Below are 16,756 nucleotides of genomic sequence, written 5' to 3' on the forward strand. Positions count from 1 at the left end.
ATTCATACCTCATGCAGTTACTCGCCGACCGGCCGGTCTCTCGGTCGCAGGCTCGCCGTCGGCCCTCGAAGCCGCGGTCTGGCGTCGTTACCGACCTCGTGAGCGACTGCAAACAGTAGACACTCGCGACCGTAAAAGACCGCACAAGGGGTCCGGTTCCCCGGGGAGACGCGTACTATCTGTTCTCGGCTTCCGTCTCGGTCGCGTCGGCGTCGTCCGCCTCGGCCTCGTCTTCTTTCTCGTCCTCGTCGTCGCCCTCCTCCGCGCCCTTCTTCAGTTCCTCTTCGATTTCTTCGCGGCCGCGACGGAACTCGCCCATCGCCTGCCCAGACGACCGGGCCAGTTGGGGGAGTTTGTTCGCACCGAACAGGAGGACGACGATGAGCAGGACGATGAGCAGTTCTGGGCCGCCCGGCAGTCCGGGGAACAGCGGAATGGAATCCAGCATTACGTTCGGTTACGTTCGGAGGGAAGATAAGAGAGACGGTCCGTCTCGGCGTCTCGAAGTCGCCGTAGTCTCCGTATTTCGGCACTCGTGGGCGTTTAGACGACACGACGCGGGCGGGCGGAGCCGACCGCGTCGGCAACCGAACCGACACCGCGTCGCTCCCGCGTCACCGCCAACTGGTCCAGCCGCCGTCGACGACGATGGACTCGCCGGTGACGTACTTCGAGAGGTCGCTGGCGAGGAACACCGCCACGCCGGCCACGTCGTCCGGTTCGCCCTGCCGGCCGAGCGGAATCATGGCGGTCAACTGCGCGGTCTGTTCCTCGCCCGTCTCTTCGGCCCCCTCGGGGCCGATTTTCGTCCTGATAGCGCCGGGGTGAATCGCGTTCACCCGGACGCCGTCGCCGCCGAGACCGTGGGCGAGCGAGTACGAGAGCGTCCGGACGGCCCCCTTCGACGCGCTGTACGACGGGTAGTTGCCGTTGCCGAAGATGCCGTTGACGCTGGAGACGTTGATGATGCTCCCGCCGCCGGATTCGACCATCCGTTTCGCGGCCGCCTGCGCCCCGAAGTACACGCCCTTCAGGTTGATGTCCAGCATCCCTTGGAACTCGTCTTCCGTGACTTCGAGGAACTCCTCTGGCCGCCAGATGCCGGCGTTGTTCACCATCACGTCCACCCCGCCGAACGCCTCGGCGGCGTCCATCGCCGCCTCGAACGCGGCCGGGTCGGTCACGTCGAGTTCGACGTACGTCGCCGACGAGTCGGTGTCCGACTCGATTTGTTCGTGGGTGGGCGCGCCGCCTTCTTTCGGCTCTTCGCGGATGTCGCAGACCACCACGTCCGCGCCCGCCTCGGCGTAGGCCAGCGCGATTCCCCGTCCGATACCCGAACTACCGCCGGTAACGACCGCGACGCGGCCGTCGAGTAGGCTCATCTGTAATTCACCACACACGATATCGATGGGGTGATAGTTAATGATAGATGGCGATTCCGACGGTGTGAGAGTCGCTGAGTGCTCTCCGCGGCGAGTAGCGATTCGGAGAAGATGCACCGGCTGGGAATCGAACCCAGATAATTGGCTTGGAAGGCCAATGTCTTACCATTAGACCACCGGTGCTCATTGCATTCGCACCGTGCATCGACGGACTCCGTCCGTCTCAACACCGGTGCTCGCTCGCTTCACTCGCTCGCACCGAGCCTCGGCCTCGCTTCGCTCGGCCGAGACACCGGTGCGCGCGAACGTCGCGTCTATCCCTTCATTCTCGACGCCCCAATAAGGATGTTACCTTTTCGGTCAGGCGGCGAGGGTGGTCGATTCGCCGCCCTCGTCGGGGTTGTCGGGGGCGCTCCCGACTACTTCGAACTCGAACTCCGCCTCAGCCTCGGACTCGCCGTCGACGGCGACCACCGTCACGTCTCGCTCGTCGGGGATGGGGACGCCTAGCTCGCCGTCAGCGTCGGTTTCGCCGGCGGCCTCGCCGTTTATCGTCACCGTCGCGTTCTCCACGGGCGTCCCGTTCCGCGTGACGACGACCGTCGCGTTCTCGCCGGCGGAGACGTTCCCGTCGAAGCTCACGGAGAGGTCGCCTTCGGCATCGGATTCGGCGTTCTCACCGGCCTCATCGGTCTCGTTTTCGCCCGCGTCGACCGCAGCCTCAGCTTCGGCGTCGGCTTCCGCTCCCGCGCCGACCTTCGTAATCGGCACGTCCGTCCCCGACTCGCTCACGACGGGCTTGAGGATGTACTTCCCGCTGTTGCCCGCCTCGAACGCCGTGATGTCGAAGACGAAGTCCACGGACTCGCCGTTGCCGACTTCGAAGTCCGTGTTGAGCTGGAGCTTGTTACTGGGGAGCTTCACGTTGACCTGTTCGCCGGTCTTCAGCGTCCCGTTCACGTCGCTCACGTGCACGAAGACCTTCGTGTAGTTGCCCTCCGGCACGTCGTATTCGCCCACGAGACTCGCGTTCTCGCCCTGCAGTTCGGTCAGGTCGACGGTCGCGTTATCGACCTCGTAGGCGACGCTCGACTCGCCTTCGGCCGCGTCGGTGTCGTTCGCGTCGTCCGCTTCTTCGGTTTCGATGTCGGCCTCGGAGTCGGCGTCGGCGTCGGCGTCGGCGTCAACCGACCCGTTGGTTGAGGCCGACCCGTTCGTCGTGTTCGCCGTCGCGTTAGCTTCGATTTCCACCTCGACGCTCGCGTTCGCCTCCGCGTCGGTGTCGTTCGCGGTGTCGGTCTCGGTTTCAGTTTCGGCCCCGGTCTCATTGTCGGCCTCCGCGTCGTCGGTGTCGGCTTCGGTCTCCGAGTCGGCGTCACCGCTCGCGCGGATGAGCGTCACGCGCTCGATGGTGACGTTGAGGTGTTCGAAGTCCGCGATGGCGTTCTGCTCGTCGCTCACGTAGAAGTTCACGGTTCCCGTCCGGGCCGCGTCGTCGCCGCCGTCGGACGACGTGGTCGTCGTCGCGTCGGCGCTTCCGTCGGTCTGCGTCTCGGTCATCGTGCCGGCCCCGCCCGCACAGCCGGCCAGTACGACCATGAGCGCGAGCAGGACAGTCGCAAGTCCAGTACGTTTCATCGTGGGAGACCGTACTGGCCGCGAGAACTTTAGAAGGGTGTTCGTAGACTTCGGTTTTCACCGAATTTCGCTGAATTACGGCCTCAGTCGTCCGCGTGCGACTCGTTGAACTGCTTGGCCTTGTCGAGCAGGCCGGGCGAGATACCGGGCACGTCGTCGACGCTCACCGCGCCCTCGGCGCGAATCTCGTCGAGGCTCTTGGGAAACTCGCGGAGTTCCATGTGGATGGCGATACCTGCCTTCGCGCCCTTGCCCATCGCCACCGGAATCTGGTTGTGGCCGGGGGTGATGTCACCGACCGCGAACACGCCGTCGACGCTGGTCCGACCGTGGTCGTCCACGGGGACCGTTCCGTCGTCGTCGAGGTCCACGTCGAGCGCCTCGAACAGCGTCGTGTTGTAGTTCGAGCCGTACATGGCGAAGCCGCCCTTGTACTCGCGGACGGTTCCGTCTTCGAACTCGAAGCTCTCCAGCCAGCCGTCGTCGCGCTTCGTCATGCCCGAAAGCTCCTCCTCGACGATGTCGACGGGGTGCGCGCGGACGAGTTCGTCCGTCTCGTCGGACCACGTCGGCTCGTCGCCGCGGAGCAGCAGGTCGACCTCGTCGGTGAAGTTGAGCATTATCATGGCGACGTAGGCCGCCGAGTCCGAGTGGCCCATCACGTACACCAACTCGTCGACGAACATGTAGGCGTCGCAGTGGAGGCAGTAGTGCAGGCCCTTCCCGGTGCGGGGCAGCGGCGGCTCGGGGCGCTCGTCGTTGAAGCCGACGCCGAGCACGACGCGGTCGGCGACGAACTCGCCGTCGTTGCCGACGAGGCGGAACCGACCGTCGTCCAACCGTTCCGCGTCGGTCACGAAGTCGCGGTGGATGTCGGTCCCGTAGTCTTCGAGCTGGCCGCGCGCGGTTTCGAGGAACTCGTTGCCCGAGGTGTCCTCGGTGACGCCGATGACGTTGTGCGTGTCGAGCATCATGGCCGCGCGGCCGCCGCCGCGGTCCACGAGCGCGGTGTCGTGGCCCAGTCGCGTCGTGTAGAGCGCGGTCTGGAGGCCCGCGGGGCCGCCGCCCACGACGACAACCTCGTACTCCCGTGGTTCGTCGGTGTCGGTCATACACGGGAATTCGTCGCGGCGCTCTTAAGCCCACATCACCTGTGCGCGGCCGGCATCCACCCGAAACGTGTTAGCAACCAACACGATTTCATCCGTGACGCCCGCAGTCCCAACCAACGCTCAGCAGCCGGCGACGACGGCGTAGCAGTTCCCGCTGGAGACCGTCGACTCGACCACCGTGAGGTCGCTCGCGTCGAGGTCGGCGTCGAACTCGTCGGGCGCGTAGATGTGGTAAAAGCGGGGGACCGTCTCGCCGCCGGGGAGCGTCCAGTCGACCGTCGTGTCGAAGCCGTCCTCGCGGTCGAACGTGTCGTGGGCGGTGCTCCACGCGCTGACGACCGCGCGGCCGTCGGCGTCGAGCACGCGCGCGAGTTCGTTCAGGCTCGCCACGCGCGCCGCCCGCGGCGCGAGGTGGTGAATCGTCGCCACGTACACCGCGAGGTCGAACGCGTCGTCGGTGAAGGGGAGTTGCGAGGCGTCGCCCTGCACGAGTCCGGCGTCGAAGCCGCGTTCCGCCGCCCGCGCGACCGCCTCGTCGAGCAGACCGCGGCTCACGTCGAGGCCGACGACCTCGTCGGCGTGCTCGGAGAGGAGTTCGACGTGCCGGCCGTTGCCGCAGCCGAGGTCGAGCGCGCGGGCGGCCGGTCCCGACTCGGTCGCGTCGGCGACGAACGAATCGACTTCGGGCCACGGATACTCGCGGGTGGACGCGAAGTGCGACGCGATGCGGTCGTACGTCTCGCGGACCCCGTCTCGGGGTTCGTCTCCGTCCATGCCGGTCGGTCGGGGCGGCGGGACAAAGACCGCACGGGTCGCGGGCGTCGGTCGGGGGTCGTCCCCCTGATGAGTCGCGCGCGCTCAGATGAACAGGAACGTCACGTAGGTGATGACGAGCAGGATGGCGGCGTGCTTGACGCCGTCGGCAATCTGTCCCTCACCGAGCTGTCCGGCGATAACCCCCGAGCAGAGCCCCTGAATGGCCGTGACGTGGAAGAACAACAGCGTGTACGACTCGGTGTCCACGTCGCGCAGGCCGGAGAACGCGCCCGAGGAGACGCCGGCGACCTCGCCGGAGCCGACGCCTCCGGCGCTGGCCTGCTCGACCGCCGGGATGAACGACACCGTCAGCGCGGCGATGATACCGAGGAAGACGAGAAACGAGATGTAGATGACGAGGAGGTACGTGAGCATCTCCTGGTTCCGCTCGCGGGCGAGGCGGCGGCTGTCTTGGGCCTCGTTGGCCGCGATGCGGAGCACGGGCGCGAGGTCGCCGCTCGCGCTCATCGCGTTGGTGATGAGCGTCACCGACCGCGACACCATCGGGCTGGCCGTCCGGCGGTCCATCCGCCGGAGCGCGGTCTGTGCGTCGGCCCCCCAGTCGATGTCGCGGACGGCGCGCTCGACCTCGTCGCCGAGCGGCCCGAGATCCGACGCCGACACCCGGCGGAGGCTCTGGACGACCGTCAGCCCGGCTTCGTTGACGCTCGCGAGGCGGTCGAGGAAGTCGGGCATGCTGCGCTCGATGGCGCGGATTCGGCGCTTTCGCAGCTCGTGGAACATCGAGACGACGACGAGCGAACCGATTGCGGCCTCGACGACGTGTTCGTCCACCGCGTCGGCGACGCCGAGTATCGTGGGGGCCGCGGGAATCGTGGCCCGCAGCGCGACCCAGACGAGCCCCAGCGGGACGGTGAGCGCGAACGCGACGAGCGGCTTGCGCCCGAGGGTGTCGAGGGGGCGTTCGAACCAGTTGCGGAGCGCGCGGAGCCGGTCGTAGGCGGCGAGCCGCTCGCGGTTCGCGCGCCACGGGTCGCCTCGGGCGTCGGTCTCGCCGCCGTCGGTCGCGGGGGCTGAGCCGACGCCGCCGGTCGCGTCGATGCGCCGGGCCGACTCGGCCGCGGTGTCGGCGCCGTCGTCGGCGACCGCCGCGCCCCGGAGCGACTCGGTGATACTGTCGATGTAGACGACGAAGCCGAAGCTCGCCAGCGGGATGCCGACGTAGCCGACGACCCGGATGAGCGTCAGCGTGTCCGCGAGGACGAGACCGATGACGACGAGAACGGTGATGAAAAACAGCGGGCCGGCGACGAGGACGGTGACGTACACCTCCGCGAACGTCGAAAGCAAGTCGAGGTACTGCTGTTGTTGGGCTTCGGCTTCCTCCTGAAACCGCTCGTACTGCTCTTGGAGGAACGACGAGAGGTTGCGACCGCTCCCGAGGACGCTGGCGAGGTTCTCGGCGAACTCCTCGAGGCTCGGACTCGGCGTCCGCGTGGCCATCGTCTGGAGCGACGAGAGCACGTCGGTGCCGAAGGCGTCCATGTCGCGGACGACGATGGAGACCTCGCGTGCCGCCTCGCCGTAGATGGCCTCGTTTCGCGCCAGCGTCTCCAACACCTGTGGGAACGGCATCCCCGACCGCGACAGCGCGAAGACGAACGCGACCGTCCGCGGGAGCGTCGCCTCGATTTCCGACGAGCGGGTCCGCGCCCGCTCGGTGAGGACGTACCACCGACCCCAGTAGACGCCGAGCGCGAGGAGCGCCCCGAGCGTCGCGCTCGAAAGCAGCAGTGCGAGAAACAGGTCGCGGAGCGGGAGCGCCTGAATGCTCGTGAGCCCGCCGAGGAAGCCGAGCGCGCCGGGGAGGACCTCTCGAATCGTCTCGGACTGGACGGCGAGGGTGTCGAGCGTCACGGCGGCGAGGTAGACGCCGAAGACGCTCCCGGCGACGCCGAAGACGGTCGCCATGAGGAGCGTCCGCGAGGCGTACACGCGGTGGGTGACGCTTACGTGCGCCGCCCGCAGCTGCGTTCGCTGTTCCCTGCGCCGGGGGTTCTCGTTGGCGACGTAGAAGCCGAAGACGGAGAGCGCGACCCGCGAGACGAGGAGGTCGGCCGCGCGGCTTACCGGCGACAGGACGACGGGCAAGACGAGGAGGACGGCGAGCACGAGCGGGAGCAGATACAGGTACTGTGCGACCATCTCAGGCCTCCGAGCCGGCGTCGACGATGTTCTCGTCGGCCTCGACGCGCCGCATCACGTCTTCCGAGTCCGCGTAGTACTCGTTGATGAGCGCGGTAAAGCGCCGGTAGTCGGTGACGCCCTTGTCGAGGAGGTACCGGAGGAACCCCTCGCGCCGCCGGAGTTCGCGCCGGAGTTCGGTCCGCGACCAGCCGTTTTCGCGCTGGATTTCGGTGAGCAGCGAGCTGTCGTTTTGACTGAACGTGTCCGTCTCGGGCTCCCACGCGAACGCCGACGAGTAGTCGAGCTCGCCGGTCCGCTGGTCGATGTCGCCGATTTCACCGATGGTCTGCGAGCGGCGGACGCGCTCGCCGCCATGACGGGTGAGCGTCTGGACGCACAGCAGGTCGAGCGACTGCACCATCGCGCGCGGGACGTTGATTGGCTCGTTTTCGAGGCGGTTGATGACCGTCTCGATGCTGTCGGCGTGCATCGTCGAGAACGTCGTGTGGCCGGTGTTCATCGCCTGGAACAGCGTCACGGCCTCGTCGCCGCGAACCTCGCCGACGATGATGTACTCGGGGCGGTGCCGGAGCGCCGAGCGAAGCAGGTCGTACATCGAGATGTCGGTCCCCTCGTGGAGTCGTTCGCGGGTGACAGACGACAGCCAGTTGTCGTGGTAGAGCGCGAGTTCGCGGGTGTCCTCGATGGACAGCACCTTCGACCGCGGCGGGACGAACATCGACACCGCGTTCATCGAGGTGGTCTTCCCCGAGGCCGTCCCGCCCGCGAAGATGAGGCTCTTGTTGTGTTCGATACAGAGCCACAGGTAGGCCATCTGCTCGATGGAGAACGTGCCGTAGCGCACGAGGTCGATTGGCGTGAACGGCTCTTCGGCGTAGAGGCGGATGGTAAACGCCGACCCGCGCGGCGTGACCTCCTCCCCGAGGGCTAACTCGGCGCGCGCGCCGTTCGGGAGCGTCGTCCCGAGGACGGGGTCACCGACGCTGATGTGCTGGCCGGAGCGCTGGGCGAGGCGGATGACGAAGTTGTCGAGTTCCTCGGCGGCGAACGAGACGTTCGTGGCGATGTCGGTGTACTCGTCGTGGTAGACGAAAAGCGGCAGGTCGTAGCCGTCACACGAGATGTCCTCGATGTGGGGGTCCTTCATCAGCGGGTCCAGCGGGCCGTAGCCGTGGAAGTCGCGCCGGAGGTAGTACAACAGCGTGTAGAAGGTGTTCATGTCGAGTTCCAGCCCGTACTGTTCGAGAATCGACTGAAGCTCCTCGACCAGCGCCGTCTCGGTTCGGGGGTCCGCCTCGCGGCGGTACAAAAGCGGGTCGCGCACGTCGGTGCGGACGCGTTCGAGCAGCGACGCCTCGAACTCGTCGAGGTCGGGTTCGACGGTGTGGTACTGGTGGGCGGTCGCGTCCGTGTCGTAGGTGACGACGACGTAGGCGAAGGGGGCGTTCACCCAGTAGCGCTCGACCTCCTCGTGGCCCCCGGGGACCTCGTACGTTCCGAGCGGCGTGTCGTCGGGCGAAAGCGGGCGCACGTCGAGGTCCGACCCCCGAAGCATCTCGGCGGTTCGGCGCAAGAGCCGCTCTGCTTCGGCGGCCGCGGCGTCGAACTCCCCGCTGGCGAGGAGTCTCCACACCCCTCGTTCCACCGACGGGTCGCGCATTCCCCTCGTCTCGCTCGTCGTATCTCGTGGCATCGTCACCCGGTCAGTTGGTCGGGGATATGGTGGGTCGAGACTTAAAAGGTCCGCGCGGGAGACTGTCATTCGACGAGCACGACCGGTCGCGACTCGCCGTCAGGTCCGGTCGACGGTCAGGAGGACGCCGGCGAGGACGAGCGAGATGACGACGCCGAGCGGGAGCGGAATCCCCGGAATCCCGCGCGTCACGAGGAGGTACGTCGCGGCGGCGAGGACGACGCCGGCGACGCCGAGGAGGCCGCCGAGCACCCGAACGGGGTCGACCGGGCCGGCTTCGACCCGCTCGTCGCGCAGGTAGTAGACGAGCGAAAACAGGACCGCGAGCGCGAGGACGGCCGCGCCGACGACCCACGCCTGATACGCGACGGCGACGGTCTGCCCCGATTGGAGCGAGAGCGCGGACAGCGGGCTTCTCATCGCGACACGGTTGGACAGGCCCCACGAGAACTGCACCTCCGCGAAGGGGAACCGGACGAAAAGCAGGCTCACGCCCGAGAGGTTCGGCGTGTACGTGACGTTCCACGGGAGGAGCGCACAGAGCCACGTCGAGACGACGGCCAGCGCACCCGCGTGTTCGGAGCGGACCCAGACCATAGGACAATCGCACGGTCTGATAGGTAAAAACTACCGACGGTCCGGGGTGCGCCAGTGGGGCGGCAGGACGGGAGCGGACGCGCCCGGTCGACCCTCAGGAGAGCCGTTCGGGGTCGCCGTGCGTCAGGTCGCTCTCGTCTGCGTCGCCGGTGTTGAGCGTCTCGGTCGGTTCGACGAGCAGCACTTCGGTCGGTTCGAGCGCCACGGGGCGGTGTTCGACGCCGCGGGGGACCACGAGGAGGTCGCCCGGGCCGAGGTCCGCGTCGTCGCGGTCGCGGAACTCGATTCGGAGCCGTCCGTCGCGGACGAGGAACAGTTCGTCGGTGTCGTCGTGGGCGTGCCAGACGAACTCGCCGTCGAGTTTCGCGACTTTCACCGCGTGGTCGTTCAGCTCCGCGGCGATTCGCGGGGCCCACGTCTCGTCGAACGACGCGAAGCTCTCGTCGAGGTTGACGGGTTCCATATCCGGTTCGCTCGCGGCGGCGGCCGATAACCGTTGTGCCGAGCGCGCGTCGAACCGGCGTAATCGGCCGGTTTCGACGCCGGAACCACGCTTCGGGCGGCGTCACGTTAATAGGCGGCGCAGTACAACCAACGGTACGGAATGCGGCGTGACTACTTCGAACTCGATGTCCGCGATGTCGATTGGTACGAGGACGACGGCGACCCCCGCCAACCGACGGTATCTATCGACTTCTACGGCCCGGCCGAGGAGCTTCGGTCGCGGTTCCTCTCGACCAGCGGCGACGTGCTCGCCGCGGAGGAACTGGACGTCTCCTTTCGGCTGCAAGACTCCGTCGACGCCGACGACGCCCGCGGCGTCGTGAGCGTGACGGACCGACTGACCGGCGACTACGTCCTCGAACTCAACGCCCGCGCCGACGACGTGCTCGACTTCATCCGCGCGGCCCGCGAGTACGGCCGCGCCGCGGGCGACGACGAGGGTCGCTACCGCGTCGACGTGGCCATCGAGGGGGACCACTTCGAGACCTTCGAGAAATCGACGTTCCTCGTCTACGACGGCGACGGGACGCTCCTGCGGAGCCAGAGCCTCATCCCCTCCGGCGTCGAACTCTGAGCCGGAGCCCGTCGGTCGACGGTCGACGGTCGACGGTCGACGGTCGACAGCGCGGACGACGTTTTCTCTCGATGCGTTCCTCACGCTCGTTCGTGTACGATATCGGGCCGAACCACGTCTTCTTTACCGACCGCTCCCACAGAGAGTACCGTGAGAAACGTAACCGACCGCACGAGAAACCCGTTCGACATGCGACCGTCGTGTGACCGGTACGTCCCCGGCTACGGCGACGCCAACGCCGACTTCCACGTCATCGGTGACCACCCCGGCGTCCACGGCGGCATCGAGACCGGCGTCCCCTTCGCGGGGGGCGCAGGCGAGAAGCTGTTCCCGGCGCTCGAAGACGGCGAGTTGCTGGCCGAGGCCGGCGACGAACCGACCGTGAACAGCACGTTCTTCTCGTATCTGCATATGTGCGTGCCGGACGGCACGCCGTCGGCGGCCGACTACACCGACATGGAGCGCTTTTTCGACGCGGAGCTCCGCGCCATCGCCGCGCACGTCCTCCTGCCGGTCGGCGCGGTGGCGACGAAGCACGTCCTGAACAACTACACGTCGGTCGGCTGGAAGACCGAGGTGGATATGGAAGCACTCCACGGCGAGGAACTCCGCGGGAGCGGCTTCCTCGTGTTGCCCATCAAGGACCCCGCCGAGTGGGACGACGGCGACCACGACGAACTCGTCGCCGGTCTGCTGGAGCTTCAGTCGACCGACTTCCGCCGCGAGTCCGACCTCGGCCGCTTCATGCCCGGAGCGGACCCGTATCTGGTCAGATAGCGTATTTTCGGCCGCGTTCGACTCTCGTCCGCGGATTCGATAGATTCTTCACCATTCTGGCGTCCGTTCGTCCAGTAACAACCATGAAGGTTACTGGGTGTCCAGTTAATGAGGCTAAATGAATCACATAAGAGCATATTTATCCAGTCGTTCTGGAGGCCGTGGTTCTAATTGGCGATAACAAAGGACTTTTTACAACTAGTGTCCAACGTGGTGTTGACGCGCGTGGTTCGATTCACTTCCGCCGGGCGCGTCAGGCAGCTGTGAGACTGGTGCTCCTCACAGTGGCTTGGTCAGTCCGGGGACCTGCGCTCGGCCGCGGTCCCCGCTCTTAACTCAGACACGAGCGATAGCTCGGCGTCTCGTCACGGAGAATCGCGCGCCGAAAGCGACCGCGCTCCGATTAGAGTTTGTCCGCGAGTCGCTTGAGCGCGCCGTATCCGTACTCAGTGACCGGCTCGCCGTGTCCCATGGCGACCACGTCGACCGGCGGGCAGCGCGCCGCGAACTCGCGGACGCTTCGCCTGTTCTCCGCGGCGTCGGTCGCGAGGATGCCCGGCAGCAGCCCGAGGCTCCCGTTCGACTCGCGGACCATGTCGCCGACGAACGCGACGCCGTGGTCCTCGTGGACGAACGCGGTGTGGCCGGGGGTGTGTCCCGGCGTCCGGTACGCGACGAAGCCGCCGAGTTCGTCGCCGTCGCGGACGACCTCCACGGGGTTCGTCGGTCGCTCGACGAACGCCGCGAGCGCGCGCTGTGCGACGCCTTTCAGCGAGCGAGGCGACGGCTTCGCCGCGCCGGTCAGGTGCGAGGCGTCCGGCTCGGCGAGGTGAATCGGCACGTCGTCGCGGAGGCTGAGCGACGCGAGCGTCCCGACGTGGTCGAGGTCGAAGTGCGTCACGAGCACCCGGTCGATAGCGCCGGGGTCGAGGTCGGAGCGGGCGAGGCCGCGGAGGAGTCGGTCGCGGTCCCGCGGCGTCCCGGCGTCGACGAGCACCGTCTCCGAGCCGTCGGAGACGAGGTACGCGTTCACGCCGCGGAGTCGGAACCGCCGGACCGAGTCGGTCGGGATGGCCATACCGGCCCGTCGGGCGCGGGCGACAAAAATCGTGGGCGAGGGCGGCCCGCACGCCGCGACTTCCGAGGGGACCGCCTGCCGGGACGCCCCGCACCGCGCCAGCTATCGCGAGGCGAAGAGATACCACCCGGCGTCGACGACGAACCCGCCGCCCCCGAGAAGCGGGCAGACGACGAAGCCGAGGAGGTCGACCGCGACGGGGCGGCCGACGCCGACCGCGCCGGCTACCACGAGCGCCAGCGGGACGGCCGCCGCGAGCGCGTAGCCCCACGTCGTCCACGCGTGGCCGAACCGGGCGATGACTCCGGCGACCGAAACCGCGAGGAGCGCCGCCGCGACCGGGAGGACGACCACCGTCGGCGTCGCCGCCGCGGTCCGCAAAGCGGCGAGGCTCGGCACCGACAGCGGTGACGACGCGAGAAGCGCCGAGGCGGGCGCGGCGGTGTCGAGCGACGCGAGCGCGGTCACGAATCCCGTGCCGTCGCCCGCGAGGTGCCACGCCAAGCCGCCGAGATACGCGAGCAGCGCGAGGAGCGAAACGCCCCACCCGTACCAAAGCGGGTTCGTCTCCCCGGACGCTGACGCGGACGCCGGCTCGGAGCCGTCGCGTTCGCGTTCGAACCGGCCGGTCGTCCCGGTCCGACCAGAGCGACCGGACCCCGAGGTTCGAGTGCGGCCGCGCGACGCCCCGCTCGCGGCCGACGACTGCGATGCGCCCGTAGTCCGCGACGGCGACCCGGAGGCGCGCGACGAGGAAGCCGACCCCGAGCGGCGCGACCGACCCGACCGCGACGAATTCGCGGTCGAAGACGAAGACGATGCGCGCCCGGACGACGACCGGGACGACGAGGAGGACGACCGACCGGAAGAAGACGAGGAGGACGATGTGGACGAGGACGACCGGCCGGTCGAGGACCGCGACGAACCTGACCGCCCGCCGGCGTCGGCGCTTCCAGAGCCGCCGGACCCGGCCTGCTCGTCGGCCTTGCCGGGGTATCTGAACTTCGTCAGGCCGTCGAGGCGCTTTTCGACGTACGCCCCGTGGCCCATCCGGTCGTAGTCGGCGCGCTCGGCGTCGTCGGTGAGGACTTCGTAGGCCTTCCGGACGACGGTGAACTGCGCCGTGGCTCGCTCGTCGTCGTTGACGTCGGGGTGGTACTCCCGAGCGCGCTGACGAAAGGCCTGCTTTATCTCCGCCGTCTCGGCGTCGCGTTCGACCCCGAGGAGTTCGTAGAAGTCCACCGGCATTCGACGTGCGATTCGATGCGACGCCGGCCTTTGAATGTACCGGGCGTTCGCCCGGCGAATCGAGCCGGTAACCGACCGTGTGCCGGCGAGCGCGCGACAAACCGCGGGACGCCGCTCCCCCGCGACCATTCGGAATAATCATGCACCTCGGCGGTCAGGTGGCCGCATGGAACGGATACGGCTCGGCAACACCGTCTTCGAGGGCCTCAACAACGCCTATCTCCTCCCCGGCGACCGACCGACGCTGGTCGACGCCGGCGTGGCGACCGACTCGGTCCGCCGCGACCTCCGCGAGGGACTCGACGCAGCCGGGTACGGGGTTGCGGACCTCGACGCCATCGTCCTCACCCACTGGCACGCCGACCACGCCGGACTGGCGGGCGAACTCCAGGCCGAGAGCGGCGCGCCGGTCTACGTCCACGCCGACGACGCGGGCATCGTCGCGGGCGACCCCGACGCGGTCGCGGCCGAGCGCTCGATTCGCGAGCGCCGCTTCGACGAGTGGCGTATCCCCGACGAACCGCTCGCTGAGGTGACCGCGTTCCTCGACGGCCACGACGACCTCCGGGGCGACCGCGTCGACGTGACGCCCGTCGAGGACGGCGACCGCATCGCCGCCGGCGACGGCGAACTCGAAGTCGTCCACCTCCCCGGCCACGCCGCCGGCCTGAGCGCCTTCGCCTTCGACGGCGAACCCGGCGCGGGTCGCGAGGCGTTCGTCGGCGACGCGATTCTCCCGAAGTACACCCCGAACGTCGGCGGCGCCGACCTGCGGGTCGACCGCCCCCTCGAAACCTATCTCGACAACCTCGCGCGCCTCGCGGCCCTCGACTTCGAGCGGGCGTGGCCCGGCCACCGCGACCCCATCTCCGACCCCGCCGGCCGGGCGCGCGTCATCGCGGAGCACCACCGCCAGCGCACCGAGCGCGTCGTCTCCGTCCTCGACGACCACGGCCCGGCCGACGCGTGGACCGTGAGCGCGCGCCTGTTCGGCGACCTCTCGGACATCCACATCCTCCACGGCCCCGGCGAGGCGTTCGCCCACCTCGACCACCTCGTCGCCGAGGGCGTCGTCGCGTCCCCGGACGGCGAGGACAGATACGAACTCCTCGACGCGGACCCGGACTTCGACGAACTGGTCGCGGTCCCCGAGACGAAACGTTAAAACGCCGCTGGAGGGAACGGAGAGCCATGGAACTGCGGGTCATCGACAAGACCGACGAGGAACTCCGCATCGAAATCGGCGGCGAGGACCACACCTTCATGAACGTCCTGAAGGGCGAACTCCTCCAGACCGACACCGTCACGGCCGCGACCTACGACGTGAACCCCGAACAGTCCGGCGGACAGACGGACCCCGTCCTCTCTATCAAGACGGAGTCCGGCGTCGACCCCCTCGACGCGCTCGCGGAGGCCGCCCGCGGCGTCCAGCGCACCGCCGACGACTTCACCGACGCCTACCGCGCCGGTATCGACGCGTAATCTGCGGGTTCTCTCTCGTTTCTTCCGGCCGCGAGCGGCGCGTCTCTCAGTTCTCGGCTTCGGTTACTCGTCGCCGCCGCCCGGCCCTTCGTAGTCCTTCTCGCCGGCCTCGATGCGGACTTCGAGCCAGTTTTCCATCGGAACCAGCGGGCACTCGTAGCGCGGCGAGTAGGCGCAAAACGGGTTGTACGCGTCGTTGAAGTCGACCACCCAGCGACCGTCGTCGGTCCGGTCCGCGGCTTCGAGGTCGAGGTAGCGACCCGCTCCGTACGTCTCCTCGGCGTTCGTCTCGTCGCGGAACGGAACCCACAGGCGGTCCTCGTCGGCGTCGGCGCGGTAGGCGTCGAGCGCGTAGGACTCGCCGTCGACCTCGAACTCGAAGCGCCCCCACGCGAGGTACTCGCGCTCGCCGTCGGTCGAGGTACCGATGGTGATGCGCTCGGGGTCGTCGTATTCCCGGAGTTCGAGTTCGAACCGGAGGTCGGGGTCGGGGTCGAAGTAGTCGAGGCCGTCGAAAAACTCCCGCTGGTCCGGCGGAATCGGTGAGTTGCGGTCCCCAGCGAGATAGCGGTCCTTCTGTTCGCGGTGCGTGCGGAGGGCGTCGAGCCACGCGTCGTCTGTCATCTCGGTCGAGATACGACGCGCCGGCGGGTTAAGATTGGTTTCGACTGCGCGAGCGGCGCACGACCGGCGAACGGAATCGGTGTGTAGAGTCGGTAACGGGGCGCGAAAAGAGAGACGAAGAGAGGCGGCACAGAACGGCTGTGGAGGCGGGGCTTACAGGCGAACCGGCACGTCGCGCTCGTCGAGGTACTCCTTGACGTCTCGAATCGTGTACTCGTCGAAGTGGAAGATGGAGGCGGCGAGCCCGGCGTCCGCGCCGGCCTCGGTGAACACCTCGTACATATCCTCGGGGCCGCCGCAGCCGGAGGAGGCGATGACGGGCGTCGAGACGCTGTCGCAGACGGCCTTCGTCAGCGGGATGTCGTAGCCGTCTTTCGTGCCGTCGGCGTCGATGGAGTTGATGAACAGCTCGCCCGCGCCGCGGGACTCAGCCTCGTTGGCCCACTCGACCACGTCGACGCCGGTTCCCTCGCGGCCGCCCTTGACGGTGCACTCGAACCAGCAGGACTCGCCGTCGACCTCGGCGTAGTGCTCGCCCTCCTCGTCGAAGCGCCGGCGGGCGTCCACCGAGATGACGATACACTGGCTGCCGAAGGAGCGCGCGCCCTCCTCGATGAGGTCGGGGTTCTGGAGCGCCGCGGTGTTGATAGAGACCTTGTCCGCGCCGGCGCGGAGCGTCTCTTTGATGTCGTCGCGTGTGCGGATACCGCCGCCGACCGTCAGCGGGATGAACACCTCGTCTGCGACCTTCGAGACGGTGTCGAGCATCGTCGCCCGCCCCTCGGCGGAGGCGGTGATGTCGAGGAAGACGAACTCGTCCGCGCCCGCCTCGTTGTACCGTTTGGCCATCTCGACCGGGTCGCCGGTGTACTTCAGGTCCTCGAAGTTGACGCCGGTGTAGACCGCGGGGTTCCCGTCCTCGTCGAGGTCGACGTCGATACAGGGGATGATGCGCTTCGTGAGCATTCGCTACCGGATTGTTTGCGAAAGAGCCGTTTCACCGTTTCGACTACGGCAGGTGGTGGCCGAACGCCGACCACTTCTCCGAGTCGTCCGATG

Annotated in this window: 17 protein-coding genes and 1 tRNA gene; 4 read left to right on the forward strand and 14 right to left on the reverse strand. The window is 67.9% G+C overall.

All coding sequences use genetic code 11. From position 1 onward, the window contains the following. Window positions 1-175: 175 nt before the first annotated feature. The 10 genes from tatAo to C458_RS04460 form a co-directional block, all read right to left on the reverse strand. The gene (gene tatAo, locus C458_RS04415) at window positions 176-448 is read right to left on the reverse strand and encodes a Sec-independent protein translocase protein TatAo (protein WP_008573567.1); all 273 of its coding nucleotides are present in this window, start codon (window positions 446-448) and stop codon (window positions 176-178) included. 166 nt (window positions 449-614) lie between these two features. Further along, on the reverse strand, window positions 615-1,385 hold the full coding sequence (locus tag C458_RS04420) for an SDR family oxidoreductase (RefSeq protein WP_008573568.1): 771 nt from the start codon (window positions 1,383-1,385) through the stop codon (window positions 615-617). A gap of 112 nt (window positions 1,386-1,497) precedes the next feature. Beyond that, a tRNA-Gly gene (locus C458_RS04425) sits at window positions 1,498-1,568 on the reverse strand. 177 nt (window positions 1,569-1,745) lie between these two features. Further along, complete coding sequence (locus tag C458_RS04430) at window positions 1,746-2,984, reverse strand: DUF4382 domain-containing protein (protein WP_008573570.1); 1,239 nt, start codon at window positions 2,982-2,984, stop codon at window positions 1,746-1,748. Window positions 2,985-3,106: 122 nt separating this feature from the next. Further along, the gene (locus C458_RS04435; protein WP_008573572.1) at window positions 3,107-4,135 is read right to left on the reverse strand and encodes an NAD(P)/FAD-dependent oxidoreductase; all 1,029 of its coding nucleotides are present in this window, start codon (window positions 4,133-4,135) and stop codon (window positions 3,107-3,109) included. Between the two features lie 120 nt (window positions 4,136-4,255). Then, a complete protein-coding gene (locus C458_RS04440) occupies window positions 4,256-4,909 on the reverse strand; it encodes a class I SAM-dependent methyltransferase (RefSeq protein ID WP_008573574.1) in 654 nt (217 codons plus the stop codon). Between the two features lie 84 nt (window positions 4,910-4,993). Further along, window positions 4,994-7,117, reverse strand: a complete 2,124-nt coding sequence (locus C458_RS04445) for a type II secretion system F family protein (protein WP_008573576.1) — start codon at window positions 7,115-7,117, stop codon at window positions 4,994-4,996. Between the two features lies 1 nt (window position 7,118). Continuing rightward, window positions 7,119-8,780, reverse strand: a complete 1,662-nt coding sequence (locus C458_RS04450) for a type II/IV secretion system ATPase subunit (protein ID WP_008573577.1) — start codon at window positions 8,778-8,780, stop codon at window positions 7,119-7,121. 132 nt (window positions 8,781-8,912) lie between these two features. After that, a complete protein-coding gene (locus C458_RS04455) occupies window positions 8,913-9,410 on the reverse strand; it encodes a hypothetical protein (protein ID WP_008573579.1) in 498 nt (165 codons plus the stop codon). A 94-nt stretch (window positions 9,411-9,504) separates the two neighbouring features. After that, window positions 9,505-9,873, reverse strand: a complete 369-nt coding sequence (locus tag C458_RS04460) for a cupin domain-containing protein (RefSeq protein ID WP_008573581.1) — start codon at window positions 9,871-9,873, stop codon at window positions 9,505-9,507. Window positions 9,874-10,014: 141 nt separating this feature from the next. Between C458_RS04460 and C458_RS04465 the strand changes: the two genes are divergently transcribed. Together C458_RS04465 and C458_RS04470 are read left to right on the forward strand one after the other, a co-directional pair. Continuing rightward, the gene (locus C458_RS04465; protein WP_004043906.1) at window positions 10,015-10,488 is read left to right on the forward strand and encodes a DUF5793 family protein; all 474 of its coding nucleotides are present in this window, start codon (window positions 10,015-10,017) and stop codon (window positions 10,486-10,488) included. A 150-nt stretch (window positions 10,489-10,638) separates the two neighbouring features. Beyond that, complete coding sequence (locus C458_RS04470; protein ID WP_008573583.1) at window positions 10,639-11,265, forward strand: uracil-DNA glycosylase family protein; 627 nt, start codon at window positions 10,639-10,641, stop codon at window positions 11,263-11,265. A 403-nt stretch (window positions 11,266-11,668) separates the two neighbouring features. Here C458_RS04470 and C458_RS04475 read toward each other — a convergent pair whose 3' ends face one another. Together C458_RS04475 and C458_RS04480 are read right to left on the reverse strand one after the other, a co-directional pair. Further along, entirely contained in the window at window positions 11,669-12,343 is a 675-nt protein-coding gene (locus C458_RS04475) for an MBL fold metallo-hydrolase (RefSeq protein ID WP_008573585.1), read from the reverse strand. A gap of 102 nt (window positions 12,344-12,445) precedes the next feature. After that, window positions 12,446-13,591, reverse strand: coding sequence for a J domain-containing protein (locus tag C458_RS04480; RefSeq protein WP_008573588.1), 1,146 nt, complete (start codon window positions 13,589-13,591; stop codon window positions 12,446-12,448). 166 nt (window positions 13,592-13,757) lie between these two features. Between C458_RS04480 and C458_RS04485 the strand changes: the two genes are divergently transcribed. Together C458_RS04485 and C458_RS04490 are read left to right on the forward strand one after the other, a co-directional pair. Continuing rightward, the gene (locus C458_RS04485) at window positions 13,758-14,756 is read left to right on the forward strand and encodes an MBL fold metallo-hydrolase (RefSeq protein ID WP_008573589.1); all 999 of its coding nucleotides are present in this window, start codon (window positions 13,758-13,760) and stop codon (window positions 14,754-14,756) included. Between the two features lie 26 nt (window positions 14,757-14,782). Beyond that, window positions 14,783-15,073: a DNA-directed RNA polymerase subunit L gene (locus tag C458_RS04490; protein ID WP_004043899.1), complete on the forward strand. Its 291-nt coding sequence runs from the start codon at window positions 14,783-14,785 to the stop codon at window positions 15,071-15,073. Between the two features lie 63 nt (window positions 15,074-15,136). Here C458_RS04490 and C458_RS04495 read toward each other — a convergent pair whose 3' ends face one another. Both C458_RS04495 and hisF read right to left on the reverse strand, forming a co-directional pair. Then, window positions 15,137-15,697, reverse strand: coding sequence for a DUF1684 domain-containing protein (locus tag C458_RS04495; protein ID WP_008573590.1), 561 nt, complete (start codon window positions 15,695-15,697; stop codon window positions 15,137-15,139). A 153-nt stretch (window positions 15,698-15,850) separates the two neighbouring features. Continuing rightward, window positions 15,851-16,663, reverse strand: coding sequence for an imidazole glycerol phosphate synthase subunit HisF (hisF, locus tag C458_RS04500; RefSeq protein ID WP_008573591.1), 813 nt, complete (start codon window positions 16,661-16,663; stop codon window positions 15,851-15,853). Between the last annotated feature and the right edge of the window lie 93 nt (window positions 16,664-16,756).

This window comes from Haloferax sp. ATCC BAA-644 (assembly GCF_000336975.1).
GTDB lineage: Archaea > Halobacteriota > Halobacteria > Halobacteriales > Haloferacaceae > Haloferax > Haloferax volcanii.

Coding starts and splice junctions, on each gene's coding strand:
- tatAo (WP_008573567.1), bottom strand. CDS start 448: ATGCTGGATTCCATTCCGCTGTTCCCCGGACTGCCGGGCGGCCCAGAA.
- C458_RS04420 (WP_008573568.1), bottom strand. CDS start 1,385: ATGAGCCTACTCGACGGCCGCGTCGCGGTCGTTACCGGCGGTAGTTCG.
- C458_RS04430 (WP_008573570.1), bottom strand. CDS start 2,984: ATGGTCGTACTGGCCGGCTGTGCGGGCGGGGCCGGCACGATGACCGAG.
- C458_RS04435 (WP_008573572.1), bottom strand. CDS start 4,135: ATGACCGACACCGACGAACCACGGGAGTACGAGGTTGTCGTCGTGGGC.
- C458_RS04440 (WP_008573574.1), bottom strand. CDS start 4,909: ATGGACGGAGACGAACCCCGAGACGGGGTCCGCGAGACGTACGACCGC.
- C458_RS04445 (WP_008573576.1), bottom strand. CDS start 7,117: ATGGTCGCACAGTACCTGTATCTGCTCCCGCTCGTGCTCGCCGTCCTC.
- C458_RS04450 (WP_008573577.1), bottom strand. CDS start 8,780: ATGCGCGACCCGTCGGTGGAACGAGGGGTGTGGAGACTCCTCGCCAGC.
- C458_RS04455 (WP_008573579.1), bottom strand. CDS start 9,410: ATGGTCTGGGTCCGCTCCGAACACGCGGGTGCGCTGGCCGTCGTCTCG.
- C458_RS04460 (WP_008573581.1), bottom strand. CDS start 9,873: ATGGAACCCGTCAACCTCGACGAGAGCTTCGCGTCGTTCGACGAGACG.
- C458_RS04465 (WP_004043906.1), top strand. CDS start 10,015: ATGCGGCGTGACTACTTCGAACTCGATGTCCGCGATGTCGATTGGTAC.
- C458_RS04475 (WP_008573585.1), bottom strand. CDS start 12,343: ATGGCCATCCCGACCGACTCGGTCCGGCGGTTCCGACTCCGCGGCGTG.
- C458_RS04480 (WP_008573588.1), bottom strand. CDS start 13,591: ATGCCGGTGGACTTCTACGAACTCCTCGGGGTCGAACGCGACGCCGAG.
- C458_RS04485 (WP_008573589.1), top strand. CDS start 13,758: ATGGAACGGATACGGCTCGGCAACACCGTCTTCGAGGGCCTCAACAAC.
- C458_RS04490 (WP_004043899.1), top strand. CDS start 14,783: ATGGAACTGCGGGTCATCGACAAGACCGACGAGGAACTCCGCATCGAA.
- C458_RS04495 (WP_008573590.1), bottom strand. CDS start 15,697: ATGACAGACGACGCGTGGCTCGACGCCCTCCGCACGCACCGCGAACAG.
- hisF (WP_008573591.1), bottom strand. CDS start 16,663: ATGCTCACGAAGCGCATCATCCCCTGTATCGACGTCGACCTCGACGAG.